25 protein-coding genes are annotated in these 26,997 nt (G+C 66.5%); 11 read left to right on the top strand and 14 right to left on the bottom strand.

Annotated features, from left to right (window positions below):
* The first annotated feature begins 233 nt into the window (after nucleotides 1–233).
* A complete protein-coding gene (locus tag NA10_RS12945; protein WP_067567787.1) occupies nucleotides 234–1,166 on the top strand; it encodes a DNA-3-methyladenine glycosylase family protein in 933 nt (310 codons plus the stop codon).
* Nucleotide 1,167: 1 nt separating this feature from the next.
* On the opposite strand, the gene NA10_RS12940 is transcribed toward NA10_RS12945, so the two are convergent.
* Genes NA10_RS12940 through NA10_RS12930 form a run of 3 tightly spaced genes read right to left on the bottom strand, consistent with a single transcriptional unit; the run spans nucleotide 1,168 to nucleotide 4,134 of the window.
* On the bottom strand, nucleotides 1,168–2,442 hold the full coding sequence (locus NA10_RS12940; protein WP_084514584.1) for an extracellular solute-binding protein: 1,275 nt from the start codon (nucleotides 2,440–2,442) through the stop codon (nucleotides 1,168–1,170).
* 2 nt (nucleotides 2,443–2,444) lie between these two features.
* Nucleotides 2,445–3,278: a carbohydrate ABC transporter permease gene (locus tag NA10_RS12935; RefSeq protein ID WP_067567726.1), complete on the bottom strand. Its 834-nt coding sequence runs from the start codon at nucleotides 3,276–3,278 to the stop codon at nucleotides 2,445–2,447.
* A complete protein-coding gene (locus tag NA10_RS12930) occupies nucleotides 3,268–4,134 on the bottom strand; it encodes a carbohydrate ABC transporter permease (protein WP_067567785.1) in 867 nt (288 codons plus the stop codon). The genes NA10_RS12935 and NA10_RS12930 overlap by 11 nt, the downstream gene beginning before the upstream one ends.
* A gap of 112 nt (nucleotides 4,135–4,246) precedes the next feature.
* Between NA10_RS12930 and NA10_RS12925 the strand changes: the two genes are divergently transcribed.
* Genes NA10_RS12925 through NA10_RS12910 form a run of 4 tightly spaced genes read left to right on the top strand, consistent with a single transcriptional unit; the run spans nucleotide 4,247 to nucleotide 9,113 of the window.
* A complete protein-coding gene (locus NA10_RS12925; protein ID WP_067567724.1) occupies nucleotides 4,247–6,121 on the top strand; it encodes an SCO2524 family protein in 1,875 nt (624 codons plus the stop codon).
* A 1-nt stretch (nucleotide 6,122) separates the two neighbouring features.
* Nucleotides 6,123–7,046, top strand: coding sequence for an SCO2523 family variant P-loop protein (locus NA10_RS12920; RefSeq protein WP_067567722.1), 924 nt, complete (start codon nucleotides 6,123–6,125; stop codon nucleotides 7,044–7,046).
* Entirely contained in the window at nucleotides 7,043–8,110 is a 1,068-nt protein-coding gene (locus NA10_RS12915; protein ID WP_067567720.1) for an SCO2522 family protein, read from the top strand. The genes NA10_RS12920 and NA10_RS12915 overlap by 4 nt, the downstream gene beginning before the upstream one ends.
* A 1-nt stretch (nucleotide 8,111) precedes the next feature.
* The gene (locus NA10_RS12910; protein ID WP_245677172.1) at nucleotides 8,112–9,113 is read left to right on the top strand and encodes an SCO2521 family protein; all 1,002 of its coding nucleotides are present in this window, start codon (nucleotides 8,112–8,114) and stop codon (nucleotides 9,111–9,113) included.
* A 10-nt stretch (nucleotides 9,114–9,123) separates the two neighbouring features.
* On the opposite strand, the gene NA10_RS12905 is transcribed toward NA10_RS12910, so the two are convergent.
* The 3 genes from NA10_RS12905 to NA10_RS12895 form a co-directional block, all read right to left on the bottom strand.
* Nucleotides 9,124–9,984: a hypothetical protein gene (locus NA10_RS12905; RefSeq protein WP_067567717.1), complete on the bottom strand. Its 861-nt coding sequence runs from the start codon at nucleotides 9,982–9,984 to the stop codon at nucleotides 9,124–9,126.
* 2 nt (nucleotides 9,985–9,986) lie between these two features.
* A complete protein-coding gene (locus tag NA10_RS12900) occupies nucleotides 9,987–10,454 on the bottom strand; it encodes a GNAT family N-acetyltransferase (protein WP_067567715.1) in 468 nt (155 codons plus the stop codon).
* A gap of 287 nt (nucleotides 10,455–10,741) precedes the next feature.
* Nucleotides 10,742–10,945 carry a hypothetical protein gene (locus NA10_RS12895; protein ID WP_067567713.1) on the bottom strand — a complete coding sequence of 68 codons (204 nt, stop codon included), beginning with the start codon at nucleotides 10,943–10,945 and terminating at the stop codon, nucleotides 10,742–10,744.
* Nucleotides 10,946–11,342: 397 nt separating this feature from the next.
* Between NA10_RS12895 and NA10_RS12890 the strand changes: the two genes are divergently transcribed.
* From NA10_RS12890 to NA10_RS12880, 3 genes are all read left to right on the top strand, one after another.
* Nucleotides 11,343–12,227: a helix-turn-helix domain-containing protein gene (locus NA10_RS12890; protein WP_067567711.1), complete on the top strand. Its 885-nt coding sequence runs from the start codon at nucleotides 11,343–11,345 to the stop codon at nucleotides 12,225–12,227.
* Between the two features lie 2 nt (nucleotides 12,228–12,229).
* A complete protein-coding gene (locus tag NA10_RS12885; RefSeq protein ID WP_067567709.1) occupies nucleotides 12,230–12,427 on the top strand; it encodes a DUF397 domain-containing protein in 198 nt (65 codons plus the stop codon).
* A 184-nt stretch (nucleotides 12,428–12,611) separates the two neighbouring features.
* Nucleotides 12,612–12,749 (top strand): hypothetical protein, encoded by a 138-nt coding sequence (locus NA10_RS12880; RefSeq protein ID WP_245677171.1) that lies wholly within the window; start codon nucleotides 12,612–12,614, stop codon nucleotides 12,747–12,749.
* Between the two features lie 33 nt (nucleotides 12,750–12,782).
* Here the strand turns inward: NA10_RS12880 and NA10_RS12875 are convergent, their stop codons facing one another.
* Genes NA10_RS12875 through sdhC form a run of 3 tightly spaced genes read right to left on the bottom strand, consistent with a single transcriptional unit; the run spans nucleotide 12,783 to nucleotide 16,339 of the window.
* The gene (locus tag NA10_RS12875; RefSeq protein WP_067567704.1) at nucleotides 12,783–13,529 is read right to left on the bottom strand and encodes a succinate dehydrogenase/fumarate reductase iron-sulfur subunit; all 747 of its coding nucleotides are present in this window, start codon (nucleotides 13,527–13,529) and stop codon (nucleotides 12,783–12,785) included.
* 2 nt (nucleotides 13,530–13,531) lie between these two features.
* Complete coding sequence (locus NA10_RS12870) at nucleotides 13,532–15,460, bottom strand: fumarate reductase/succinate dehydrogenase flavoprotein subunit (protein WP_067567702.1); 1,929 nt, start codon at nucleotides 15,458–15,460, stop codon at nucleotides 13,532–13,534.
* Between the two features lie 45 nt (nucleotides 15,461–15,505).
* A complete protein-coding gene (gene sdhC, locus NA10_RS12865; RefSeq protein ID WP_067567701.1) occupies nucleotides 15,506–16,339 on the bottom strand; it encodes a succinate dehydrogenase subunit SdhC in 834 nt (277 codons plus the stop codon).
* Nucleotides 16,340–16,698: 359 nt separating this feature from the next.
* Between sdhC and NA10_RS12860 the strand changes: the two genes are divergently transcribed.
* On the top strand, nucleotides 16,699–18,099 hold the full coding sequence (locus NA10_RS12860) for a thiolase family protein (RefSeq protein ID WP_084514582.1): 1,401 nt from the start codon (nucleotides 16,699–16,701) through the stop codon (nucleotides 18,097–18,099).
* A 710-nt stretch (nucleotides 18,100–18,809) separates the two neighbouring features.
* A complete protein-coding gene (locus tag NA10_RS12855; protein WP_067567697.1) occupies nucleotides 18,810–19,823 on the top strand; it encodes an alpha/beta hydrolase in 1,014 nt (337 codons plus the stop codon).
* On the opposite strand, the gene NA10_RS12850 is transcribed toward NA10_RS12855, so the two are convergent.
* From NA10_RS12850 to NA10_RS12830, 5 genes are all read right to left on the bottom strand, one after another.
* On the bottom strand, nucleotides 19,812–21,242 hold the full coding sequence (locus tag NA10_RS12850; RefSeq protein WP_245677170.1) for a wax ester/triacylglycerol synthase family O-acyltransferase: 1,431 nt from the start codon (nucleotides 21,240–21,242) through the stop codon (nucleotides 19,812–19,814). The two genes, NA10_RS12855 and NA10_RS12850, sit on opposite strands and share 12 nt — an antisense overlap.
* A gap of 72 nt (nucleotides 21,243–21,314) precedes the next feature.
* Nucleotides 21,315–21,602 carry an Rv0250c family protein gene (locus tag NA10_RS12845; protein ID WP_067567693.1) on the bottom strand — a complete coding sequence of 96 codons (288 nt, stop codon included), beginning with the start codon at nucleotides 21,600–21,602 and terminating at the stop codon, nucleotides 21,315–21,317.
* A 136-nt stretch (nucleotides 21,603–21,738) separates the two neighbouring features.
* Nucleotides 21,739–22,731: an alpha/beta fold hydrolase gene (locus tag NA10_RS12840; protein ID WP_084514581.1), complete on the bottom strand. Its 993-nt coding sequence runs from the start codon at nucleotides 22,729–22,731 to the stop codon at nucleotides 21,739–21,741.
* Between the two features lie 261 nt (nucleotides 22,732–22,992).
* Nucleotides 22,993–24,948 carry an acyl-CoA dehydrogenase family protein gene (locus tag NA10_RS12835; RefSeq protein WP_067567781.1) on the bottom strand — a complete coding sequence of 652 codons (1,956 nt, stop codon included), beginning with the start codon at nucleotides 24,946–24,948 and terminating at the stop codon, nucleotides 22,993–22,995.
* Between the two features lie 151 nt (nucleotides 24,949–25,099).
* Entirely contained in the window at nucleotides 25,100–26,284 is a 1,185-nt protein-coding gene (locus tag NA10_RS12830) for a DUF8462 domain-containing protein (protein ID WP_067567691.1), read from the bottom strand.
* 210 nt (nucleotides 26,285–26,494) lie between these two features.
* Here NA10_RS12830 and NA10_RS12825 point away from each other — a divergent pair, with 210 nt between their 5' ends.
* The gene (locus tag NA10_RS12825) at nucleotides 26,495–26,746 is read left to right on the top strand and encodes a hypothetical protein (protein WP_067567689.1); all 252 of its coding nucleotides are present in this window, start codon (nucleotides 26,495–26,497) and stop codon (nucleotides 26,744–26,746) included.
* Nucleotides 26,747–26,997 lie beyond the last annotated feature (251 nt).

Raw genomic sequence — 26,997 nt, 5'->3', positions numbered from 1 at the left:
CGTCTGTCACCTGGTCATCCGGCGTGGCTGTGGCCGGAATCCACACGGTCGGCGCGGGCACAACAATCGGCAGGGCCTGCCGGTGGGCTCGGCCAGGGCGTCCTGGAGTACCGGACCGCCGGGGGAGCGGCGAGTGGAGGGTGTCGGCCCCCGCGGTGGTGCGAGGGTGCCGCGGGTCACTGTCGGATGGGGGTTTGCTGCGGTACTCCCCCGGCGTCACGCAGAATGGCGCGGTGACTTCCTCCCCGACCACCGGCGCGCTCTCGCGCACGGTGCGGTCGGAGCGGCCGATCGATCTCGCCGCGACGGTGTCGCCGCTGCGGCACGGTGGCGGCGACCCCTGCCATCGGACCACGCCGGACGGCGCGCACTGGCACGCCTCGCGGATGCGGTCGGGCGTGGTGACCTTCCGGCTGCGGCAGGCCGACCGGTGTGCGGTCGAAGCGCAGGCGTGGGGGCCGGGCGCACCGGAGTTCCTGGAGCAGCTTCCGGCGATGCTGTGCCTGGACGAGGACCTGAGCGACTTCGCCCCGGAGCATCCGAAGGTGGTCGAGGCGCATCGACGCAATCCCGGACTCCGGATGTTGCGCACCGGGTTGGTATTCGAGGCGCTGGTGCCCTGTGTGCTGGAGCAGAAGGTGCACACCGGGACCGCGCACGATTCCTGGCGGAAGCTGGTGTGGCGGTACGGGACTCCCGCGCCCGGCCCCGCGCCGGAGGGTCTGCGGGTGATGCCGGACGCCGAGACGTGGCGGCATATTCCGTCGTGGGTGTATCACCGGGCGAATGTGGGACCGCAGCGGTCGAAAACCATTGTGCTGGCGTCCCGTATCGCGTCGAAGCTGGAGGAGGCTGCGACGTTGTCCCATGCCGAAGCGGCACGGCGGCTGTGTACCGTGCCCGGTATCGGGGTGTGGACGGCGGCGGAGATCGGGCAGCGGGCCTTCGGCGATCCGGATGCGTTGTCGGTGGGTGATTTTCATCTCGCCGCCACGGTCGGGTGGACCCTGCTCGGCCGCCCCATCGACGATGACGAAATGGTCGAATACCTGGAACCCCTTCGCCCGCACCGCTATCGGGCGGTGCGCCTGCTCGGTCTGGCGGGTTTCGCGCACAAGCCGAAGTTCGGACCGCGCACGCCGTACACCGATCACAGCCGTATTTGAGCTATCGCTGGTCCAGTGCCTGGTCACCGGCGTCCTGCGCGCGCTGCAACGCGACGGTCACCGGCACGCGGCCGAGGAACATCTCGGCCAGAATCGGATCCATCGCCTCGAGCGCCGCCGGAAACCCGGGTCCACCGCCGCCGGAGATCTGCCCGTCGCGCAGTACCTCGAAGAACGGCGACACCTCCACACCGTGCCGAGCCCAATAGTCCCGGTACACCCGCTGTTCCGAGACGACGGCGGGAATGGTCGCCCCCTCCATCCCGAGGTAGCGGTTGCCCGCGGCGCTGCCCAGCCAGGCCAGAACCCGTCGGGTCGCCTCCGGATGCGCGGAGGCCGCGTTGCCCGCCACCGCGACCGAATTATTCGCGCTGATCCGGCCTTTCGGACCCTGCGGAATGAGCGCGAGTCCCCATCGAAATCCGGCCTGCTGCGCGATGGACGCCACAGTGAAGCTTCCGGACTGGAACAGTGCCATCTTCCCTTGCAGGAAGGCGTTCTTCGCGAAATCGCCACTGTTGTTGGTATCCGACGCGGCGGGCGACAATCCGTCGGCGATCAACCGCACCAGATACTCGAAGGCCGTATCCCCCTGCGGATTCGCGAACGCGAAGCGCTCATCCCGCTGGAGTACGGCTCCCGCCGATCCCAGATAGGGCAGCTGGATGGACTGAAAATCCTTGGCCGCGTTGTACGGCCACGGTGCGACCGCGCGCAACCTGTTCAAGATCGGCCGGAAGGTGTCGGTGGCGGCGTCCGGACCCCAGCGCGCCCCCGACAATTCGCCGGGGTCGACTCCGGCGCGTTCGAGCAGGTCCCGGTTGTAGAAGATCGCACTGCCGCCGTCCACGAATTGCGGTACGGCCCACAGCGTTCCAGCGCGGGTGAACTGGGCGACCGCGAACGGATCCCATCCCGAAGCGGCCTCCGGCCCCAGCGCCCGCCCGATATCGACCAGTTTCCCGCTATCGGCGTAGTCCTCGTACAGGCTGATCCAGAACAGATCGTCGGCGATCCCGCCCGCCACGTCCAGCCGCAGCTTGCGCGCGTAGGAAGCCCACGGCGCCACGGTGATTCGCACTTCGATATCCGGATTGGCCTGCTCGAACTCGTCGAGCGAGGCCCGATACGCCGAGACGAAGCTCTGATCCCAGATCCGCAAGCGCACCACCGTGCGCCCGCTCCCCGCGCCGTCCCGCCCCAGCCATAACGCCGCACCGATGAGCAGCACGATGGCAAGCGCGATCCCGAGCACCACCCGGGTCGAATCCTTCACCCTCATTTGAGCCCCGTCCACGCGATGGACCGCAGCACCTGCCGCTGGAACACCACGAACAGCACCACCAGCGGCGCAATGGCGAGCGTGGTCGCGGCCATGACGAGCGGCCACTGCGAGTTGTACCGGGTCTGCATATTCGCGGTCGCCACGGTGAGCACCTGCCACTTGGTCCCACTGGCAGCCACCAATGGCCACATGAAGCTGTTCCATTGCGACACCACGGTGATGACGGTGAGCGTGGCCAGGATCGGGCGGCTCATCGGCACCACCACGTGCACCAGGATGTCGAGCGTATTCGCACCGTCCATCCGCGCCGCGTCGACGAGCTCACCCGGTATGGCCCGAAAGTACTGTCGCAGCAGGAATATGGCGTACGGCGAACCGAACAGAAACGGCAGCACCAGCGCCCAGAAGGTATTGAGCCAGCCGAGCTCGGCGAACATCAGATACAGCGGAATGAGGGTGACGGCGCCGGGCACCATCATGGTCCCCAGGTACAGCCAGAACAGCGCCTCGCGACCGGGAAAGCTGGTGCGCGCGAACGCGTATGCCGAGAGTATCGAGATCAGCAGTTGTCCACCGGTCAGGCACACCGTCATCAGCGCGGTGACCGCGACGGCCCGCCCGAGCCCCTGATCGAGCACGATCCGGAAATTGTCGAGCGTCACCGGATGCGGTGGTGTCAGCGCTGATTCGCTCGCGAACTGCCCGGCGGTCTTGACGGCCGTCGAGGCGCTCAGCAGCAGCGGCGCGACGGTGAGCAGCGCCCCGGCGATCAACACCAGGTACGCGCTGACGGAACGCAGTGCGCCCCGGCGTGTTTCAGTACTCATAGCTGGTCCGATCCCGGAAGTACCGATGCTGGGCGAAGGTGATCACGAACATCACCGCGAACACCACCACCGCCATGACCGCCGCCCGCCCGGGCCGCGCGGCGTCGAACGCCTCCGAATACAGCCGCATAGCAACCACATCCGTGTGATGGTCGGGTCCGCCGCGGGTGAGTGCGTACACCGCGTCGAAGGTCTGGAATACCGTCAGCACCCCGGTAGCCAGCACGAAGAACATGGTGGGCCGCAGCAGCGGCAGGATCAGCCAGCGCGTCCGCCGCCATCCGGTGGCTCCGTCCAGTGCTCCGGCATCGAGGATTTCCCCTGGAATGGCACGTATTCCGGCAACGAAGAATAAAGCCACATATCCGACATTCATCCAAATCAGCACCGCCGCAACGCAGGGCAGCGCCAGCACCGGCGAACTCAACCATTCGATACGCCGCCCCAGCAGCGCGCTCAATGCCCCGCCGGTGGGCGCGAATATCCACTGCCACACCACCCCGACCGCCACCGGCGCGCACATCCACGGCAGTGCGTAGACCACCCGCAGTAGCGTCCCGCCGCGGCCCCGTCCCGCCAGCAGTGCCGCCACCCCGAATCCCAGCGCGGTCTGTACCGGCACCACCATGACGGTCAAGGCCAGCGTCACCATCAGCGAATGCCCGAATCGCCGGTCCCCCAGGACCGCCCGCCAATTCGCAAGCCCCGTGAACTCCCTGGGCCCCAGCAGATTCCAGCTGTGCAGGCTCAACCACAGCACCACCGCGATCGGTAACAGCAGAAAACAGCCGACCCCGATCAGACTCGGCAACAGCAGCGCATAACTGGTGGCAATCCGCCGAACCGTCCGGTTCATGATCGCCGACGCTACCGCTTTTTCGGCCGACGTTTCACCCGGTGGCCCGGCCTGGCGCATGATAGTTTTTGCGACCGGCGAGGCGGCCACGATACGGCAGGGGACGGCGTCGATGAGAATTCAGCCACGACAGCAGATTCTCGGTGTGTGGCGGTCGCTGTTGACCGCCTGCTACCGCGACGGCGTCTGGGAGTGGGGCGGCCGGGATGGTTCGAACTCCATCAGCGATGCCGAACAGCTGCTGTGCCTGCTGTATCCGGCAACGGAGATCGACGGCTTCGGCCTGGACAAACCGGACGATATCGCCGATGACGTGCGCGCCGTGCTGTCCCCCATGGGCAATAGCGCGCGCATCGGCACCACCCTGGTGCGAGTGCTCGAGGACTACATCGATCGCTACACCACCGTGGTCGAGGAATCCGGCACGAAGAAGGATCTGCCGGTCTTCGACGCGGGCAGCTATCTGGCCGGGGTCGACGACGCCCCGCCGACCGCGGAGCAGAGCCGCCTCGATGTCGTGGACTCGTACTCCATGTCGCTGACGCTGTGCCTGGCCGCGCTCAAGTTCCTGCGCGGTTTCCAGGGCTTTCTGCTCACCCAAACCCGCAGGGAGGCGCGGGAACTCGCCGCCCGCATCGATGCCCTGGATATGCGCATCAATACCCGGCTGACCGCCGCCATGGTCGGGCTGGTGCGCAGTTTCGTGGTCAATACGGTGACCCCGGAGTCCAGCGAGGGCCAGGCAATGCTCTCCATGCTCAATCAGACCGGCGCTCCGGACCAGACGGTGGTCGACGCGGTCGCGCGCCGCCTGGAGCGGGTGCGCATCCGGCTGCGCAGTGACCTGACGCTGAGCCAGACCCCGGGCGTGGACCTGTACGACGAGGAACTGCTCTTCGAATGCGGCTGGAGTTGGAGTCTGGTGCGCGATGCCGCGCCCATCGATTTCGTGGACCTGCCGATCGCTGCCGAGCCCGGATACGCGGTCGCACGCCCCTACCTGCACTTCACGGTGGTCGCGCTGGACGGTATCAATGACCTCACCTCCGCGCGCACCCGCGAACTCGATCTACTCGACGGTGACCAGCGCCGCCTGGCCGAGGCGCTGCAATTGCGCTGGGATCTGGCGCAGCGCTACTGGTCGGCGGTGGCGCGCTTCGGATCCGGGCGCTGGCCGCTGGAGGACATTCCGTGGCGCACCTCCGACGGCGAGGAGTCGGATTACTTCAGTCTCACCGTCTCCGCCGTGCTTATGCAGGATCTGCTGAATCGGGAGGCCGATGACGACGATCTCACAAGGGCCGCACCAATTTTCGATGAACTCGCACGGCGCGGCCGAATAATCAGCCGCCTCACCGAGAACGATCCGGCGCGCGCCATGCACACCCCCGGCGTGCGGCTGCGGCTGATCGGCAGCGCCGATATCGACGACGGTCCCCTGCTGCTGTGGACCGTATCCGATTACGCCACCGTGCTTTTGAAGCGCATTCTGCAGGCGGCCCGGCTCTCGGCCACCATGGAGACCCGGGACACCCTGCTGGAGCTCGCGCAGGAGACCATGGAGCATCTGGACCGCCGTGCCTTCCGCGAGGGCCGGGTCACCGGTCTCTGGGATGATCCGGCCCGCATCTTCGGCGGACCCGAAATCCACGAGCCCTCCTGGTATCTCACCGAGCGCGTGGTCGAATGCCTGGTCGCGGCCGCCCGCATGTTCGCCGATCCGCCACTGCGTTCGCCCACCCTGGTGGTGCGCGCCATGGAGCTGCTGACCGAGGCCGAACATCTGCTGAACGGACAATTGCTGACCCTGGGCGGACAGGACACCTCCGCCAAGCGCACCGCGCTCGCCCTGGCGCAGCGCCGGGTGGAGCGGGCCCGCCGACTCATCGATGAACAGCCCGGCACCGCATTGAGTCTGGCCTCGCAGGCACTGCTGGAGCTGGATGAACTCGCCTATGCCCGGCACGACGCGACCAGGAGCCGGTGACGTGCTCGTATTCTCCGCATCCGACAAGGGCGGCACCGGCCGCTCGGTGACCAGCTGCAATATGGCGTATCAGCTGAGCATGGACGGATTGAAAGTCGCCTATCTGGATTTCGACTTCGGTTCGCCGACGGTCGGCGCCATCTTCGAGATCAGCCGGATCGATCGCGGTATCGCGGGCGATACCGGACTGCACTCGTATCTGCTGGGCGACAACGGCTCCGCCGCGCGCCTGAGTGTGCGCTCGGAGACCGATCGCCCGGAGCTGCGGCATTCCCGGCATCCGTCCGGTCGCCTGGTGTTGTTCCCGGGTGATGCCGGCGGCGCGGAGTTCGCCTCGGTGGACGCGGCCATGGTGCGGCGCTGCACCCAACTGCTGGCCACCTGCGAACAGGAATTCGATGTCACCCTGGTGGATCTGAGCGCGGGCCGCTCCATCGCGCTGACCCTGGTACTGCATGCCACCGCCATGCCCCAGTTGGATCGATCCACGGTGCGCTGGCTGGTCTTCCATCGCTGGACCCGTCAGCACCTGGTGGCCGCGAACGGGCTGGTGCACGGTCCGCACGGACTGCTCGAGACCGGTGTGGCCTGCGGGCACGCCCGCGAGCGGCTGGTGGATTCGGTGCGCTACGTGCGCACCGCCGTGCCGGAGTTGAACGAGGCCGTCGGGCTGCGCCCCGCCCAGGCCGCCTGGTTGCAGGAGCAGAACGACACCCTGAGCCGCGCCGCGGTCCGTTATCAATTGGGCACCACCCGGATGCTGGGTACCACGCCGGTGGAACCTATGCTGCAATGGCGTGAACAGGTGATCCTGGATGTCGATGTGGCCGACCGGATCGCCAATGAGAGAACCGTCTCCGCCTTCCGTGATCTCGCCGCCCGGCTCAGCAACCAGGCCGTCTGGGAAAGGCTCGAGGGCCAATGAGCTCCATCGACTACAGTGAAGCCGCCGAACGCAATCGCGTTGCCGGACAGCCGCTCTCGCATGTCTCCATCGAGGCCGGGCACTTCTACATGGATGATCTGGTCAATGGCATCGACCGGATCAAGGGGCAGTTCCGCCGGGTGGCGCCGCTGGTGGAGGCGCACCGGCAGGCCGCCCGGGCGGAGTTCGGGCCCGGCGCGCGGGTCAGCACCTGCTTCCTGATCGACGACTATTTCCGGCACGACACCAGTCCGGCGGAGATTCTGCGCAAGCTGCTGGACGCGGCCGACGAATGCGGTGTGCGCATCGACTATCTGGCGCGCGAGGCGGGCTGCGCCGAGGTGCCGGTCTTCATCGACGGCGAGTCGATCGGCGATCCGATTCGCCTGGCCGAGATGATGGCCGCGCGTATCGTGCCCGAGCCCGAGGATCAGCAGTCCACCGGCCGCCGACCGGCGACCGCGGAGTCCGGTTGGCTGTGCAATGGCCGCCGCTCCTCGGAATACGATGCGGCACAGGCCATGCGGGTGGCCCCGTATCGCCCGCCGGTCGAGTTCGCGGCCCGCAATCACTCGATATTCCTGGATGTGCAGCTGTGGAACCGCTGGACCGAATCGGTCGGCGGTGAACAGGTCGAGCGCACCCGCTGGTCCTGTCCGTTCCTCGCCTCGATCTGGCAGTTGTTGCGGCTGGGCATGATTCGGCACGAGGGTGCGGTGGTGGCCGCGCCGGTGCCGGAGGCCGAGGTGCGGCGACCGAACGAGGAGGCGGGGCCGGGCGGGGGAGCACCCGCGCGGGAGTGGCCCGCGGACTGGTGGAAGATGCCCGCGGTGGTGCAGTTGAATCCGGCCGCCACGCCGTTCGCCGCCTATCGCACGCTCTCGGTGCTGCCGCACAGCTATCTCGGCATCGAGCATGCGGTGCGGGTGATCCTGGATCATCTGCAACTCGATTCCGAGGTCTACGACAAACTCGCCGAACGTGGTGCGGCGGAACGAATTCCGGTATCGGTTCCGGCCCGGGTGACGCACCGGGTCAATCACGTCTTCATCGGGGACGCCTGATGTGCGCGCCGGGTACGCCATGAGCGATCCGCTGGTGCTGCTGGGCGAGGTGCGGACCGGTCTGCTGCCCGCCTCGGTCGCCTTGCCGCCGCAGGAAGCGGCCGAACTGCTCGCGCTGCTGCCGGGGCAGCGCGTTTTGATGCGCGAACGCCCACTCGCCCTCGCGATTTCGCCGAGCGCGGCGGTCGGGGTGGACTGTCAGCTGGCGACCGTCTCGCGCTCGGACAGCCGCGCGGTCGGGACCGTCGCCTCGCATGCCACGCTCGTCGGCGGCCGGGTCGCGCAGAGTTCGTCGAGTGTGCGGGTGGTGCGAGCCGCCGAGTCGAATCGGCGGCCGTGGTCGCACTACCTCACCCGGGTCGGCACGGTGGAGCTGATTCACCGGCTCGGCGACGATACCGCCGCCGCGGTCGATCTCACCGAGGGCTTCCTGGAGGGTTCCGGTGCCACGACCCTGGATCTGGGCTCCATCAGCGAACGCCTGCTCAATCAGGTGCGTACCGATGCGCGGCTGGATCGGCGACCGCGCCTGCGCACCACCGCGACTCGGCTGCGCTGGGCCGCGCGGGTGGCGCCACCGCTGGAGGGCGCGGTGCGCGGCCGCACCCTGTTCGCCTTCCGGCTCGAGGACGAATCGACCCGGTCGGTCCGGATCATGGTGCCGACCGTCCGGGACCTGGCCGGGGTGCAACGCTTCTGCGAGGATGTGGCCGTACACGACTGGCTGCTCACCACCCTGGACGCGGCGCTGGGCGATGCCGGTCGCTTCGGTCCGCATCAGGACGCGGTGGAACTGCTCACCCCATTGCTGGAACAGCTTGTGCACCTGTGGATGCCGGGCGCGCACACCCCGGCGCGGCTGCGTGAACTGTGGACGCGGCTGGAGGCCGATCCGGGTTTCACCAGACAGTGGACCGCGCAGATCGGGCAGCTGCGCGATCGGCTGGCGGTGGCCACCCTGGAGGCGCTGCGCGCGGCCAAGATCAGCACCGCCGAATGGTGATCGGCTCCGATCAGAGCCGGAACCAGCGCCGCACCAGCAGTGCGAAGAACACCGACGTGCTGACCGTGCCCAGATAGCATTCCAGCACCAGCAGTGCCCGGCCCCCGGCGCGCATACCGTCCGAATCCCCCGGCCCGAGCGGATTCAGATAGTTCACCAGCACCTTGTAGATGGTCACCGTCAACGGGTCGTCCGATACCAGCGAGATCGCGGCAATGAACACCACCAGTTGCAGGGCGATCCATCCGAGCATGCGGAACGGCCGATATCCGTAGCCGCACACCAGATCCGGGAAGAGCCCGCCGATGCGCCGCCACATCACCGGCTGCGCCAGCCGGCGCGCCCGCGCCAGCGCCAGCCCGCATCGGTCCTCGGCATCGGTGTCCTCGTCCTGATGGAACAGGCTGCCCGCGCGCCGAAAGGCGTGTGCGGCGTGCGCGGGCAGACCGGCGGGCAGCAGCCGCTCTCCGATCCGCTCGTAGTTCTCGCCCAGTTGCCGCTTCTGGGTGCGGCTCAGTCGCAGTGGTCCGCGGTACTCCACCTCGGCCGCGAGCAGAGCGGTGAGCAATGCGGCGACGGGAACGGATGCCACTGTGCCATCGGGTGATTGGTGCAGCGCCGCGGCGTAGAGGTGCCCGAAGACCAGGCTGTCGCCGACCCGGCGGATACCGGGCGGATCGTAGGTCGCGACCACCGCTTCCACATGCCGGGTGAAGAGGTCCAGCAGCGGTTGTTCGGTGACGCGGCGGCGCAGTGAATGCGGCTGCTCGAGAAAGGCGTCCAGATCCTCGGCATAGGCGGCGGCATGTCGCTCGATGCGCGTGCTCATGGCGGCGACGAACGGTGACGAGGGCGAGCTCTTTTCGAGCATGATCAATGGTAAAGCTTGTGCACCAGGACATCTCGGGGCTCATCCGGCCCGAAATACTCCATCTCGTGTTCGGCCCAGACGAATCCGACCTCTTTGTAGAGGTGATAGGCGGTCTGATTGCCCGGGCGCACCGTGACGAAGACCTGATCGATGCGCTGCGCACGGCATTGTTCGAGCGCGGTCTCGAGCAGACTGCGCCCGTAACCGCGGCCCCGGCAGTACCCCGCGACCGCGAATCCCAGGAACCACGCGGTGCCGTCTCGGCCGAGCGCGGTGAGCACATAGCCGCAGACGCGGCCTTCGTGCTCGGCGATCAACCAGTGCGGTCCGTGCAGTTCGAACAGTTGGCGCAGAATGAAATACGGATATGCCAGGTGTGCGAATTCGGCCGCTTCCAGGGCCACGATGGCATCGAGGTCTGCCAGGCGGGCCGCCCGGAAGACCGATGCCTGCTGTCCGAAGGCCGACAAACGCCCTCCCCCTTCACCGCAGCAGTGCGATGAATTCCAGGGTAGGCGCACGGGGTGGAGTTTGGGATGCGGTTCGGCCCGCTCGCCGTCTGCCGGACGGGCGGGCCGAACCGCGCTGACGCAACGCGGCGGGGGTCCGCCGTCGCACCCGGAGGTAGGAAGGTGCGACGGCTATCGAAAGGCGGTGCGGCAGCTGACTTTGCGCCGTGGTTTGAACGCGCGGCGGAAGTCGAGCATCCACCACAGTGCGCGATACACCGCGCGTTCGTACCGGTCGGCGCCGTTGGTCATGGCAGGGCGCGCTCGTCGAGCACGCACCGTCCCTCCTCCACCAGCGTCGCGCGGGCGCGGCGCCGGACCTTGCAGGTCTGCACGGTGCAATCGAGGTGCAATTGCATTGCGGCATGGGCCTGTTCGATGCTCATGACGCCCGGATCCCTGCGACACACCAGCAATCCGGCAATGGGCATATTGAGGGTGGTCAGTTGCATGATCCAACCTCCGGAAGAGATCGGTGGTAGGGGGTGACGACTTCGGCCATGACTCCTCGTTTCGCATGGAATTCCTGAAGTGCCCGGAGCATTCAGGAAACGAAAGGGGACTGGCAACACCGCCCCGGGCACATATCCAGCACACCACGAGCAGACGCCCCGCGGGCGTTTTTCGAAGATGAGAACGCAAAATTGCGCGAATTCCCAGCAGTGAATCCACCTGGGGGAGGAGGATTCCCCATAGTGGACGAAGCCCCCAGCCGATGAATGTGTGTCCGGGCGGGAGCCGGTGTACCGCAAGACTGTCGCACGGCATTATCGGGTCACCGAGCGTGCCGGTGCCCCGCATTGTCGTGCCCTCGCCCGCTCGTGCCCGCGACCGAGAACGGAGCGCGCTGTGTCAGAGAGCCCTGCGTCATCGACCCTGCCCCGCCGCCAGCTCGGCCGCTATCTGCGGGACTGGCGCATACAGGCGGGATTGACCATTGCCGAGGCGGCCAAACTCATGGAGTGGGGCGCGAGCACGCTCCAGCGGCTGGAGAAGGGCAATGCCGACCGTATTCGCACCATCGACATCCACGAGCTGTGCCGCATCTACGGTATCCCGGCCGAAATCGCCGATGGGCTCAAGGGTTTGGCGCAGCAGGCCGCGGTCAAGAGTTGGTGGCACTCCTACGGCGATCTCATTCCGGAGAACTTCGACGTCTACGTCGGGCTCGAGGCATCCGCGCAGCAGTTGTCCTGCTACCAATCGGAATTGGTGCCCGGACTGCTGCAGACCGCCGACTACGCAAGGGCCCTGAACACCCTCGGGTATCCGGAAGACACGGCGGCGGAGGTGAATCGGCGGGTTCAGCTGCGGCTGCAGCGGCAGGCGCTGATCACCCGCCGCATGCATCCGGCGACGGTCGCCATGGTGTTGCACGAATCGGTATTGCGCCGTTCGGTGGGAGGTGCAAAGGTGATGGCGGCGCAGGTGCGGCACCTGGCGGAGTTGAGCACCAGACCCAATGTCGCACTGCGCATTCTGCCCTTTGAAGCCGGTGTCCCGCTGGGACTTTCGACCGGTCCATTCGTGATTCTCGAGTTCGGGACCGATGGCAAGGGGCAACCGGTGGAACCCCCGGTGGTCTATGTGGAGGGGTTCACCGGCGATCTGTATCTCGAAAGACAGGGCGATGTTCGGCGCTATCGCCGGGCGCAGGAATGCCTGGAACGCTGCGCGCTGGAGGTCCAGGACAGCAGAAACCTGCTGCGGCAGGTGGCGAAGGAGTACTCGTGAGGATGGCGGAGCCGGGCGGGTTGGCCGGGGCGCGGTGGTTCAAGAGCAGTCGCAGCGGCGCGGGCAAGGAGTGCGTCGAGGTGGCGTTCCTGGCCGACGGGCGAGTGGGGGTGCGGGACAGCAAGAATCCGGCGGGGCCCGCCCTGGTGTTCGGGGCGCGGGAATGGGATTCGTTCCGGGAATTGATCGTGCGCGATTGATTTGTCACCGCGGCGGTCGGTGAACCTACTGTTCGTCGGCCGCTCCGGCGGAAGATCACGAAACAGCGGCCGTTCGGCATCGAAAACATGTTTCCCAGGCTTAAGCATGGGTAACCGATAATGCGTGGACCGAGGGCTGAAGAATTCACGACCCCGGTACCGCAAATTGGGTCCCGATGACTGGATGGAACGGTTGATCGTAGGGATGCTCTTCGCGGTATCGGCGATGGGCATATACGTACTCACCGGGGCATTGATATCGGCGGTGGCCGTGGGACTGCTGGTCGGCGGCGTGGCGCTGGCGGTCGTCGCCATGCTGTAGGGGCGGCACCCAACCGCCGCCCCCCGCGCCCGCTTACCGCCGGAAGAGCTTGTTACCCAACCAGACCAGCGGGTCGTACTTCTGATCCGCCACCCGCTCCTTGAGCGGGATCAGTGCATTGTCGGTGATCTTGATGTGCTCGGGGCAGACCTCGGTGCAGCATTTGGTGATATTGCAGAAACCGAGCCCCGCCTCATCCTGGGCGAGCTCCCGTCGATCCGCGACATCGAGCGGATGCATTTCGAGTTCCGCGATACGCATGAGATAGCGCGGCCCCGCGAAGGACTCCTTGTTCTCCTCATGATCACGGACAACGTGACAGGTGTTCTGACACAGAAAGCATTCGATGCACTTGCGGAATTCCTGTGAGCGCTCCACATCCTGCTGCTGCATGCGGTACTCACCCGGCTTCAGATCCACCGGCGGGGTGAAGGACGGAATTTCGCGCGCCTTCTGATAATTGAAGGACACATCGGTGACCAGGTCGCGGATCACCGGGAAGGTGCGCAGCGGCGTCACCGTGATGACGTCCTCGGGTCCGAAGGTGTTCATTCGGGTCATGCACAGCAGTCGCGGCCGCCCGTTCACCTCCGCCGAACACGATCCGCACTTGCCCGCCTTGCAGTTCCAGCGCACCGCGAGATCGGGGGTCTGGGTCTGCTGCAACCGGTGGATGACATCGAGCACCACCTCGCCCTCGTTCACCTCGACGGTGAAGTCGGCCAGTTCGCCGCCGTCGATATCGCCGCGCCAGACCTTGAACTTCGCGTCGTAACCCATGGCTATTCCGCCTCTCCGGCGCCGTCCCGCACGGCGGCGAGGTCGGCAGTGCTGTAATACTTTTCGAGTTCGCTGAGGTCGAACAACCGCAGCAGATCGGTGCGCATGGGCACCTGATCCTCCGGTGTGACCAGGACCGAGGGCACCGTGAAACCGATCTCGTCCGCATCGATCCGGCAGACCAGCAGCTTGTTCCGCCACGCCGGATCCATGCCGGGATGGTCGTCGCGGGTGTGCCCGCCGCGAGATTCGGTGCGCAGCAGGGCCGCCTGTGCGACGCATTCGCTGATGAGCAGCATATTCCGCAGATCCAGCGCCAGATGCCAGCCCGGATTGAACTGCCGATGCCCCTCGACGGTGACGCCGTCGTAGCGGTCCCGCAGTTCGGACAATTTCTCGATGGCCTGCTCGAGCTCACCCTCCTTGCGGATGATGCCGACCAGATCGTTCATGGTCTGCTGCAGGTCCAGATGCAGGCTGTACGGGTTCTCGCCCGGCCCGTCGGCGGGCGGATCGAACGGCGCCACAGCGGCTTTCGCGGCGGCGGCGATATCGTTGTCGGAGATCTTGGGCCGTCCGGGCAGCTGCTCCACATAGGTGGCCGCGCCCAAGCCGGCGCGCCGGCCGAACACCAGCAGATCCGAGAGCGAGTTGCCGCCGAGTCGATTGGAGCCGTGCATACCGCCGGAACACTCACCGGCGGCGAACAATCCGGGCACGGTGGCCGCACCGGTATCGGGATCGACCTCGATCCCGCCCATGACGTAGTGGCAGGTCGGCCCGACCTCCATGGGCTCCTTGGTGATATCCACATCCGCCAGTTCCAGGAACTGGTGATGCATGGACGGCAGCCGCTTCTTGATCTCCGCGGCGGGCAGCCGGGACGAAATATCCAGGTACACACCGCCGTGTTCGGTGCCGCGCCCCGACTTCACCTCTTCGTTGATGGCGCGGGCGACCTCATCGCGGGGGAGTAGATCGGGGGTGCGGCGCGCGGAGTCGTTGTCCTTCAACCACTGATCGGCCTCTTCCTCGGATTCGGCGTACTGCCCCTTGAAGACCCCGGGGATGTAGTCGAACATGAAGCGTTTGCCGTCGGAGTTCTTCAGGACGCCGCCGTCACCGCGCACGCCCTCGGTGACGAGAATGCCCTTCACACTGGGCGGCCAGACCATGCCGGTCGGATGGAATTGCAGGAACTCCATATTGATCAGCGTCGCGCCCGCGCGCAGCGCCAGCGCGTGCCCATCGCCGGTGTACTCCCAGGAATTGGAGGTCACCTTGTAGGACTTGCCGATTCCGCCGGTGGCCAGCACCACGGCCGGGGCCTCGAACAGCACGAACCGCCCCGACTCCCGCCAGTAGCCGAACGCGCCGGAGATCTTGTCGCCGTCCTTGAGCAGTTCGGTGATGGTCAGCTCGGCGAACACCTTGATGCGCGCCTCGTAGTCACCGGTGGCCGCGAAATCCTCCTGCTGCAGCGAGACGATCTTCTGCTGCATGGTGCGGATGAGTTCGAGGCCGGTGCGGTCACCGACGTGCGCCAGCCGCGGATAGGTGTGACCGCCGAAGTTGCGCTGGCTGATCCGGCCGTCCTTGGTCCGATCGAACAGCGCCCCATAGGTTTCCAGTTCCCACACCCGGTCGGGGGCCTCCTGCGCGTGCAGTTCGGCCATCCGCCAGTTGTTGAGGAATTTGCCACCCCGCATGGTGTCCTTGAAATGGGTCTGCCAATTGTCCTTCTCGTTGGCATTTCCCATGGCGGCCGCGCAGCCGCCCTCGGCCATGACGGTGTGCGCCTTGCCGAACAGCGACTTGCACACCACCGCCACCGACAGGCCGTGTTCGCGGGCTTCGATGACCGCGCGCAGTCCGGCGCCGCCCGCACCGATCACCACGACGTCGTACTTGTGCCGTTCGACTTCAGGCATGGAACCGAATACTCCTGACAGACTTGGGAATTGGGATCAGCGTGATCAGCCGATGAGGCGCGGATCGCTGATGGTGCCGCTCGCGACCAACATGACGTAGAAGTCGGTGAGGATGAGCGTGCCGAGGGTGGTCCAGGCCAGCAGCATGTGCCGGGTGTTCAGCGCGGAGACCTTGGTCCAGAACCAGTAGCGCACCGGATGCGCGGAGAAGTGCTTGAGCCGCCCGCCCGCGATATGCCGGCAGGAGTGGCAGGACAGCGTGTACGCCCACAGCAGCAGCGCGTTGCCGGTGATGATGATGGTGCCCAGGCCGATACCGAAGCCACCGTCCTTGCCGTGGAACGAGATTGCCGCGTCATAGGTGTTGATCACCGCGATGATGGCGGCCACGAAGAAGAAGTAGCGGTGCGCGTTCTGGATGATCAGCGGCAGTTTGGTCTCGCCGGTGTACTTCTGATGCGGCTCGGCGACCGCGCAGGCCGGCGGGGAGAACCACACCGCGCGGTAATAGGCCTTGCGGTAGTAGTAGCAGGTGAGCCGGAACAGCAACAGGAACGGCAACACCAGAAAGCCCAGTGGGATCCACATGGGCAGGTGGCCGATCGGCGTGCCGAGGTGACTGGAGCCCTCGACGCACGACGCGCTCAGGCACGGTGAGTAGAACGGCGTCAGATAGTGGTAGTCGTTCACCCAATAAGCCGCGCGCGCAAAGGATCTCACGGTGGCGTAGATGACGAAGGTACCCAGGCCCAGCACGGTGACCAGCGGTGGAACCCACCAGCTGTCGGTCCGTAGGGTGCGCGCGGAGATGGCCGCGCGACCCTTGCTGAATACCCCGGTCGTGCTCGATTCAGTACCCTTGACTGGTGCGGCGCTCACTGCTGGATGCCTCGCTGCTCTACCCCGTGGAACGTCATCGTTACCTCCGGCATCGAATGTGATGGTGAGCACCCTACGACAGGGCAGCTATCACCCGCGCTCGGTACCGCGAATTCGTGATCGCGTGATTTGCGCCACAATCACGACTTTTCCCCGCCGGTCGTTTGATTGGTGAACAAATGGCTATCTCGCCAAGAACGTTCGATCGCAGCGTGATTCGGACATTCCCGAACAAGTGGTGCGCGGCCCTCCATCTTCCGTTCGCGCGGCGTCACACAGCAGCAACAACACTGTGGTGACGTTGCCCTGAGCCAGACCCCGATTGGGGAGCCGGTGAAGAGCGTGAAGGGAGCCGGTTGATGAGGAGAGCCGCGATCGTGATGCCGATGCGCACACCCGTCGGCCTGCCGGGCGGAGCCCTGGCGGCAGTTGCGCCGCAACGATTGATCTCCACGGTGCTGAGCGCGGTGGTGGGCCGGTCGGGTATCGACCCGTACCGCATCGAACAACTCGTCAGCGCCGTCCCGGATCAGCGGGCCGTACGGGCTGCCATCCCCATTTCCGGACTGCCGCCCACCCTCGGCGAATTCCCCATCGGCGCGGGACCCGGCGGGGGACTGCGCGCCCTGATCACCGCAGCCATGATGGTACAGACCGGCTCCGCGGATGTGGTGCTCGCGCTCGGCGCCGAATTCGCTTCTGCACCACCACAGTCCGGCCACTCGCGGGATGCGGTGCAGCCGACTCCGGCCCGGGGGAGGGGTCCGCTCGGCGCGGGTCCGCTACCCGCCGGTCCGCGCGGGTCCGCCCCGGCGGGCGGTCCCAACGGCGCACAGCGGGTGCTCCGGCCGAACAGCGATCTGATGGGCGTCGACACCGGCGAGCAGCTCGCGGTCTGGGCCGCGGCCGAATCGCTGCGCGCGCCGGCGGAATCCAAGTACGCCGAGCTGCTCGCCCAGCACTACGGCATTTCCCGGATGGAGGCAGACCACTACGCCGCCGCCAGTCACCGTCGGGCGGCGCGGGCGCGGCGGCAGGGCATCTTCGGCGCCGAGACCGCGCCGGTGGTGGTGAACGCGGTGCCCGAGGACGCGAATTCCGGTGTGGTGCAACTGGTCGACCGCGATGAGGGCCTGCGCGATGACGTCTCGCCGCGCGCCTTCGCGGTGCTGGAACCATTCCTGCCCGGCGGGGTGACCACCGTCGGCAACAGCAGTACCCGGACCCTGGCGGCCGCGGGTTGTCTGGTGGTGGCCGAGGACCGGCTGGTCGATCTGGGTCTGGAGCCGATGGGCTACCTGGTGGGCTGGGCCTCGGGCGCCGGTGAGGTGGAGGGCGCCATTCCCGCCACCGGTGTCGCGGTCGGTAAATCCCTGGCGCGCAGCGGTTTCGGGCTGGACGAGGTGGATCTGCTGGAGATCGACGAATCCAGTGCGGTGGAGGTGCTCGCGCTGACCCGGCTCTGGGAGCGCGAGGGCTGGGAGTTCGACGCCGCCGAGCGGCTCAATGTGCACGGCGCCGCCATCGCCCTGGGCGATCCCGGCGGTGCGGCGGGTCTGCGCATGGTCACCACGCTGCTGCACGAATTGTCCCGTCGCGAAGGCGGTTACGGTGTGGCGGCCATTCCCACCGGTCCGTCCGAGGCGCTCGCCGCGGTCTTCGAATCGGCCTATATCGAACAGGTCGCCCCGACCCCGCGCGGCGCGCGCTTCCACGGCGCACGTCCGCCCCGGCGTTTCGGCCGCCACCGGGCCGGATAGATATAAGACACGCCGTTCGACACGCCGCTGTTTGCTGCTGAACGGAAAGGATCCACGGGCCGCGATAGCACCACGGGTGCGGTAGCGGAAGCCACTGTTTTCGGGGTGTGGTTCATCCCTGTCCTGCTCAGCCAAAGCCGTTGGAATTGCTGAAGCTTTGCTCATTGATAGTGAGCCTGTCGAAGAAATTTGGGCGATATGCCTTGATCATAAAGTGGTCGCTTGCTATGTTGCCTGCGTCACGTTCATTGGTGAATGTGGCCGTTTCTCTTTGCGGGCGGGCGCCGTTCGCACGGGGCAACGATTAACGCGCACAAGGAGATTCACCATGGGTTCGTTGAGTGATCTGCTCGGCTCCATTATTCCGGCTCTCGGTTCCGCGGTCGCGGGCGACGGCCTGTTGGACACCTTCCTCGGCTCGCTGGCCAAGTTCCGCGGCCACTGACAAGCGATATTCGGCAATTCCCGTATTTCGAGCACTACAAGCACGCAAGGAGCAAGACCATGGGATCTCTCTGGGATGTCCTCGGTAAGGGCAGCGGCAGCCTCGGCAGTGTCGGCACCACCATCGTCAACGCACTGATCACGCTCAGTGGCGGCACCCCCGCCGCAGGCAAGTGAAGCGGTAGCAGCACAGTTCGACAGTCGAATACGGGGGCGTGCCGCAGCGGTGCGCCCCCTTGGTGATGTGTAGGGACACAGGCGATTTGATGAGAGCGTTCCGGCTGACCCTGCTGGTGGCCGCGGCCCTGCTGAGCACCCTGAGCCCGGCGGTGACCGCCCCGGCCCAGGCCACCGGGGCCCAGTTGATATCGCAGGCCCCCGGTGCGGGGCGGTTGATCCAGATCAGCGTGTACTCCCCGGCCATGGATCGCGAGATCCCGCTGCAGGTGCTGCGCCCGCGGGACACCTCGGCCCCGGCCCCCACGCTGTATCTGCTCAATGGCGCGGGCGGCGGCGAGGATGCCGCGAGCTGGGTCGCGCAAACCGATCTGGACGACTTCTTCGCGGACAAGCACGTGAATATCGTCGTCCCGATGGAGGGCGCCTTCAGCTACTACACCGACTGGCAGCAGGACGATCCCGGCCTCGGCAAATTCCTCGGCAACAACGGCCGGAACAAATGGGCCACCTTTTTGACCCGGGAACTGCCGCCGGTCATCGATCGCGCCTTCGGCACCGATGGCGTGAACGCGCTCGCGGGCATCTCCATGGCGGGCACCTCCGTGCTCGACCTGGCCATCCAGGCGCCCGAGCTGTACAGCGGCGTCGCCGCCTACAGCGGGTGTGCCATGACGAGTGATCCACTGGGACAGACGTTCATCTCCTTCGTCATCAGCCTCGGCACCGGGCGCGCGCAGAATATGTGGGGACCCCTGGACGGTCCCGGCTGGCGCGAACACGATGTGCTGCTGCACGCCGATCGACTGCCGAATATTCCGATGTACATCTCCAGCGGCACCGGACTGCCCGGTCAGCACGACACCCTCGGTGATCCGACCGTGCGGCAGAACGCCAAGACCCTGGCGAATCAGATGCTGCTCGGCGGCGGTATCGAGGCCGCCACGCACTACTGCACCACCCGGCTCGAGGAGCGCACCCGCGCGCTGGGGCGCACCGACATCACCTACAACCTCGACGAGTCGGGCACCCACTCCTGGGGTTACTGGCAGGACGAACTGCACCGGTCCTGGCCGGTGCTGGGTGGCGCGCTAGGGCTGTGAAAGACCCCGTGCCCGTTGTGATTCCAGGCGGGCCCGCTGGGCTTCCAGGGCCCGCCGCAGCCGCTCGAAAGCGCCCAGCAGCAGTTCGGTGTAGTGCCCGGTATCGGGCAGCATGGTGGTGTCGGCGCTGAAGCTGATGATCAGTTCATCACCCTGCGAGCTGATCAGATGCCGCAGCCCGTCCCCATCCATGATGGGCAGCGCGCCGAACGCGCTGAGCATGGGCGCGCCCAGGAATGCCAGCCGCTCGGCCACCGGCGGCACATTGCTCACGGTGGTATTCGACAGCGGCACCACCGACACCGCGTCGAATTGTCTACGCGCGCGGCCCCATCCGGCCAAGCGCAGCAACCAGGCGGGGGAGGTCTGCACCCGCTCGGCCTGGCGCAGCACTGCCGGATCGGCCCCGCGCCGCTTCTCCCGCCGCGCCGAATCGCGAATTGCGAGCAGCCGCTCCACCGGATCGGCGATATCGGTGTGCAGATCGATGGACATCTGGGTGAGCTGATTCGCCGAATTCCACTGCGCGAGACCGCGCATGGAGCGCGGCACCATGGCCGCGAGCGAACCCTCCGGGGTTTCGCCGTGCTCCTCGAGATAGGTGGCCAGAGCATCGGAGACGATGGTCAGCACCAGATCATTGACCGTAATCCGTTCCACCGAAGCGGCTTTGGCCTTCAGGACATCCGCCATCGGCAGCCGCAGCAGATCGAAGCCGAAGATCGGATCGACGCGCCGATTGAAGCGGGTGGCGGGTCGCAGGGCCGGCGGTTCGGACAGTGCCGGTACCGCGGTGGCCCGGGTGCGCCGCAGACCGATCGCGAAACGTGCTATCCGATAGGGGAATACGACCGCGGCCTTCGCCAATGCCCGGCGCGCGGACCACTCCCGAGCAGCGGCCGGAGCGTGCGGTGCGGGCAGCTCACTCCCGTCGAAAAGCCGCAGTTCCAGTTCGCGGGTCGCCATACCGTCGCCCGCGCTGTGATGGAAGCCGAGCAGTACCAGTGTCACCGCGCCGGGCGCGCCCGGATATCCGAGCACCTGATCGAAGAGGTGAATCCGCCACGGCGGGCGGCGCAGATCCATTCGGGTGGCGGCGATCTCGGCGATCCGCAATCGGACCGCGGCCCAGTCCCGCTGTGGCTCCAGCCGGATATGCCGCTCGATGTCGAACTCCGGATCGGGCACCCAGTACGGCAGATCCAGATCCCAGGGCACCCGGGCCAATCGCCGTTGGAAGAGCCGGAAGTGACCGAGACGCGCTCGTGCCCACGGGATTACCGTCGCGGCATCGGGCGTGACGGCTCCGGGCGCGGTCGCGTCGAAGGCGTACACCGCGACGATATTGCACGGATGACGCTCGAACTCGTCGTAGACGAATACCGCGTCACGCGCCGTCAATTGCTCTGCGGGGCTCACACACACTCCTGCCCAGGGACCTCGATGTCCCGGGCGGGAGCTTAGCTGCCCCGAATCGGTTGCGGAGCGGTTCTACTTGGTGCGGGGGCGGGAGTGGAATCCCAGGCCCTCATCCTGTGCGCCCATCCAGGCCGCCTCGTCATGCTTGGCGTCGGGGACGTAGATGGGTTCCTGCTTCTGCCGCGGCGTCTCCGGCGGCGGGGCCTGCTCGAACTCCTCGGCATCGATGACGAGCCGCTCCAAATCGTTCTCCAACCGGCGTACCGAACCGGTCTCCCCGTAGTGGGAACGCAATGCGCTGACGCACTGCCGGAGCTGGCCGACCGTGTAGCGGAGTTCCGCAATCTCGCTGCGTGTCATCGAAAGCCTCCTCGAGCCGTGTGACAGACCACACAATATGATCTACAACACAGTACGTGAAGATACTCCGTTCGTCTCGTCGCGGAGCAATATTCGCAGGTCGGGGACGTGTCCCCGATTCGCCCGGGAGCCGGAATCACCCCGCGATGGCGAATGCCGGACCGCACTCCGGACCCGGTCCGCAGGACCGCTCACCCTGACTCGCCGCGCCCACCAGGGCCCGATCCACCAGCGCCGCAATGGCTCCCGCGACCTCCTGCGCGCGTTCCATGATCACGCTGTGCCCGGCGCCGTCCAGCCGCACCAGCTCCACATCGTCGAGCTGGGAGGCGAGCACCACCGAATGCGCGAACGGGATCACGATGTCCGCCGAACCCGCCAGCACCAGCGCCGGAATGGCGCCCAGCCGATGCAGGGTGGCGGTCTCGTCGAAGCGCATGAGCGATTCCAGGAAGCTGGCCATGGTCAACAGGGAGGTCTCGTTGAGCATGGCCGTGGCCACCGCCAGCACCCGCGGGCTCACCTTGCGGGTGCCCAGGGTGGCCTCACGCATGATCGGCTCGAAGATATGCCGGGTGAAGTGCTTGGAGGCCTGCATGGCGCGTGGGGCCCGCCGCACCGCCACCCGCAGCGAATGCACGGCGGGCCCGTTCAACAGCCGCCCCAAACCGACCCGGGTGACGCTGTTGGCGGCTCCCGCCAGCAGGCCGACCCCGATGATCCGGGCGCCGATGGTCTCGGGGAACAGGCGGACGTAGGCCAGGATCGTCATGGCCCCCATCGAATGACCCACCAGCACAATCGGACCCGTGGGCGCGACCGCGCGCAGTACCGCGTCCAGATCCAGCGCCAGCTGATCGATGGTGTACGTGGCCGGATCGGCCGCACCCGAATTGCCGTGTCCGCGATGGTCGTAGAACACCAGGTGCGCCTGCTCGCCCCACAGCGGTTGCAGATAGCCGCGCAGCAACTCCCAGGATTCGGTGCGCAGACAGTGGCCGTGGATGAAGACGACGGTCAGGGGTGCGTCGGCGGGGCCGAATTCCCGGATGGCGATGGGCACGTCATCTGCCGCGGTGACGGTGAGGTGGTGTCCGTCGTGGTCTGCTGCGCGTGAGCGAGTGGACATGACGTGCTCCTGGAGAGTTCGCCTTTTGCCCGGTTGTCGATGGATATTGCCGCGCTGTTAGCAGTTCACACCCGGTGTTATGGACAAGTTGTCCAACTGACGCCGGCGATCTATCCGGGACACTCGGCATATCTACTGAAATCTAGACACCACACTAGAAAGCTGTAGATAGGTGTCGCGATGCCTCTCGTGAGCCCCACATAGAAATCTGCCCCTCTCTAGTGAAGAAGCTAGAGAGGGGCAGATTTACCTCACGAGGGGTCAGGTGGTCGCCGTCGCCTTGGTCGAGGGCAGGAACGGCCGCAGTAGGTTCTGCTCCGTCGACGCTCCGAACTGCCATTCGGAGATCCACGGCCCGGTGCCCTCGCTGGGATCCAGCGCACCGCCCTCCAGGAACCGGTAGCGCCCATCCAGGATGCCGCGGGTCAGTTCGGTATCGGCGTCATCGGTGTTGTCCCACAGGGATTCGAACAACTTCTGCACCCGGATGCGAGCCTGCCGGCAGAACACTTCGGCCAACTCCTCGGCGGCCACGCCGTCGGGATCGCCCGCCACGCGCAGGGATTGGGCCTTCACACAGGCCGCGGACATGGCGAACAGCTCCGCGCCGATATCCACGATGCGGCCCAGGAAACCCTGCTTGTACTCCAATTTCGCCTGCCAGCGCGCCATTCCGTACATCAGTGCCCGCGCCTGCTTGCGCGACATCCGCTCCACGTACCGCATATGCCGTGCCAGCGGGCCGAATTCGCCGAAGGTCGCCGGAACCGTGCCGGTGCCCACCGCCAGCTGCGGGAACCACTTGGCGTAGAAGCCGCTCGCGCCGACCGCGGCCTTGGCCTTGGCCTTGAGTTCGGCATTGCGATCGACCAGCGCGCCCGCCGCCGCCATATGCGCATCGGCCATCTCGCGGGCGATCAGCAGGCGCATGATCTCGCTGGAGCCCTCGAAGATGCGATTGATGCGCAGATCTCGCACCAATTGTTCGGCGCCGACGGCGCGTTCGCCGCGCGCCGCCAGCGAGGCGGCGGTCTCATAACCGCGCCCACCGCGAATCTGCACCAGTTCGTCCGCGATGGTGCAGGCCATCTCCGAGGCCCACAGTTTGGCCAGCGCGGCCTCGATCCGAATGTCATTGCGGTTCTCGTCGCACATGGTCGCCGAGAGATCCAGCACCGCCTCCAGCGCGAAAGTCGTTGCGGCGATGAAGGACAGCTTGGCGCCCACCGCCGCGTGCTCACCGACCGGACGGCCCCACTGCACGCGGGTGGCGCTCCACTCGCGGCCGATCTTGAGCGACCATTTAGCCGCCGCCGTGCACATGGCCGGAATCGCCAGTCGGCCCGCGTTCAAGGTGGTGAGCGCGATCTTGAGACCGTCACCCTCGCGGCCCACCAGATTGCGCTTGGGGACGCGCACATTGTGCATCCGGGTGACGCCGTTCTCGATACCGCGCAGGCCCATGAATGAATTACGGCGCTCCACCGTGATCCCCGGACTGTCCGCCTCCACGATGAAGGCCGAGATGCCGCCGCGGTGCCCCTCGCTCTTGGGCACCCGCGCCATCACCACCAGGAGTTCGGCGACCACGCCATTGGTGGTCCAGAGCTTCACGCCATTGATGTCGTACGCCTCGCCGTCCTCGGTGGGTGTGGCGGTGGAGGCCATGCGCGCGGGATCGGAGCCCACATCGGGTTCGGTGAGCAGGAAGGCGCTCACCGCGCCTTTGGCGCAGCGCGGCAGGAACTCTCGCTTCTGCTCCTCGGTGCCCGCCAGTTTGAGCGGCTCCGGCACGCCGATGGATTGATGGGCCGAGAGCAGTACGCCCAGACTCGCGTGCGCGGAGCCGACCAGCATGAGCGCGCGGTTGTAACCGACCTGGGTGAGGCCGACGCCGCCGTACGACTCCGGAATCTTGAGTCCGAAGCAGCCGAGTTCGGCGAGCCCGCGCACGTATTCGTCCGGAATGCGGCCCTGCGCCTCGATGCGCTGGCCGTCGATGGTCTCGCAGAAGGCCGCCAGGCGGGTGAGGTAGAGATCCATCTTGGTCTGATCCTCCGGGCCCGGCTTGGGGAACGGATGGATCAGGTCGAGGCGGAAGCGGCCGAGGAACATCTCCTTCGCGAAAGAGGGTTTGGCCCAGTCGGTTTCGCGGGATTCTTCGACGAGTGCCCGGGCCTGCTCTTCGGTGGCGTCGACTTTCGCTGTGGTCGCCATAGCGTCCTCCTCGGAGGTGATCGGAATCACATTCGAGTGTAGGAGCCTTTGTTACCCACCGGTAGTCGTCAGTTAAGATCAAAAACCCATGTCAGACAATGATCTTGAACTACAGCTACTCGCCAGCAGGCGGAAATCAAGGGGGAGAGCGCTACTGAACCCCGCGCAGATATCGACCGAAATGCGGCACCGTGAAACCGATCGTGCCGCGCTCGGCGGAGTAGATCAGGCCCTTCTTGATGAGGCCGTCGCGGGCGGGGGAGAGAGACGCGGGCTTGCGATCGAGTTCGCGTGCCACCGCCGCCGTGGAGACCGGTCCATCGTCTCCCGCGAGATCGGCCATGGCGCGCATGTATTCGCGTTCGGCCGGGGTTGCCCGCTCATATCGTGAGCCGAAGAACCCCACCGCCAACTCCTCCTCGGCATGGGGTGCGGCCACCGCCACATCGTCCTCGCCGATCGGGCTCTGCGCGGCGGCGTCCCAGGTCGCCTTGCCGTACGCCTGCACGAAATACGGGTAGCCGTCCGCCTTTTCGTAGAGGGCGTCCAGCGCCGCCTCGGTGTACTTCACATCCTCGCGCCCGGCGGGAGCCATCAGCGCCTGGTCGGCGGATTCGCGATCGAGACGATCGATGCGGTGATACGAGAACAGTCGCTCGGAGTACGACTTCGACGCCGAGAGCACCGCGGGCAGATGCGGCAGACCCGCGCCGACGACAATCAAAGGCGCTGCGTCCTGGCTCAATTCGTGGCAGGCCCCGCAGATGGCGGAGATGTCCTGCGGGCCCAGATCCTGCATCTCGTCGATGAACAGCGCGATGCCCACACCGATGTCGCGGGCGAGTTGCGCTGCCTCCAAAAGCAATTCGACCAGATCGATCTCGATATCCCCGGAGTCGGCCCGGCCGGTCACCGCGGGCACATCGATACCCGGGTTCCAGCGTTCGCGCATCCCCTTGTCCGCGGTGGAACGCAGGGCGAAGGCCTTGAGGATTCCCAGGAAATCATCGACCTGCTCCGGGTTGCGATGTGAGACCGCGATCGAGCGCACCGCCATGTGCAGCGCCGAGGAGAGCGGCCGGCGCAACTCCTGATCCGGGCGTGCCTCGAGTTTGCCGGTGCCCCAGCCGCGGTTGCGCGCGGCCGAGCGAAGCTGATTGAGCAGCACCGTTTTTCCGACCCCGCGCAAACCGGTGAGCATCACGCTGCGTTCGGGGCGGGCGCGGGCGATGCGCTCGAGCACGATGTCGAAGGCGTCCAACTGCCGATCGCGGCCCGCGAGTTCGGGTGGGCGCTGTCCGGCACCGGGGGCGTACGGGTTTCTGACCGGGTCCACGCGACGACCGTAGCGCCAAAGTTCGGGATTATCCGGGCATCTAGAGAAGCCCCTAGACAGAGCAATGGGCAGATGCGCACGGGCTTGTCGGCGACCGACACGACCACCTGTCCGTTTCGCCGGGAGTGGGTGTTCGCTTCGTACCCCTTGTCGCGCTTGCGCCCTCGCTACCCTTATGGCTGGTTCGCAGCTGTCCAGGCAGGAGGGTTCATGTCGGAGGAAGCCCCGTCGACCGTCGCCGAGGTGGTCGAGTCCTGGAACGTACCGGCCGAGGCGGTGGTGGCGGCCCGTATTCGCAACAACATCCTGGTGGCCATCGAACGCGGTTACGACGACCCGCAATTGGTCGCCGATCTCGCCGTCGGCCCCCTCGTCATGGCCCTGGGCCAACTCGAGGTCGACCTCGCCGACGCCCGCCGCCGCATAGCCGACCTCGAACGCGCACTCGAAGCGCGCGGTTGAAGCAAGCCTATTCCTCGCGTCGTGGCTCGCTCCCAAGTGTGGGGCCGAAGTCAAGCCCATTCCTCGCGTCGTGGCTCGCTCCCAAGTGTGGGACCGAAGTCAAGCCCATTCCTCGCGTCGTGGCTCGCTCCCAAGCGCGGGACCGAAGTCAAGCCCATTCCTCGCGTCGTGGCTCGCTCCCAAGCGCGGGACCGAAGCCACGCCCATCCCTCGCTTCGTGCCCCGCGCTCCCAAGCGCGGGGCACGAGTTG

Source organism: Nocardia acidivorans NBRC 108247 (genome assembly GCF_001625085.1).
Taxonomy (GTDB): Bacteria; Actinomycetota; Actinomycetes; order Mycobacteriales; family Mycobacteriaceae; genus Nocardia; species Nocardia acidivorans.
The sequence above is the reverse complement of the archived record's forward strand: the minus strand, read 5'-3'. Positions and strand labels throughout refer to the sequence as shown.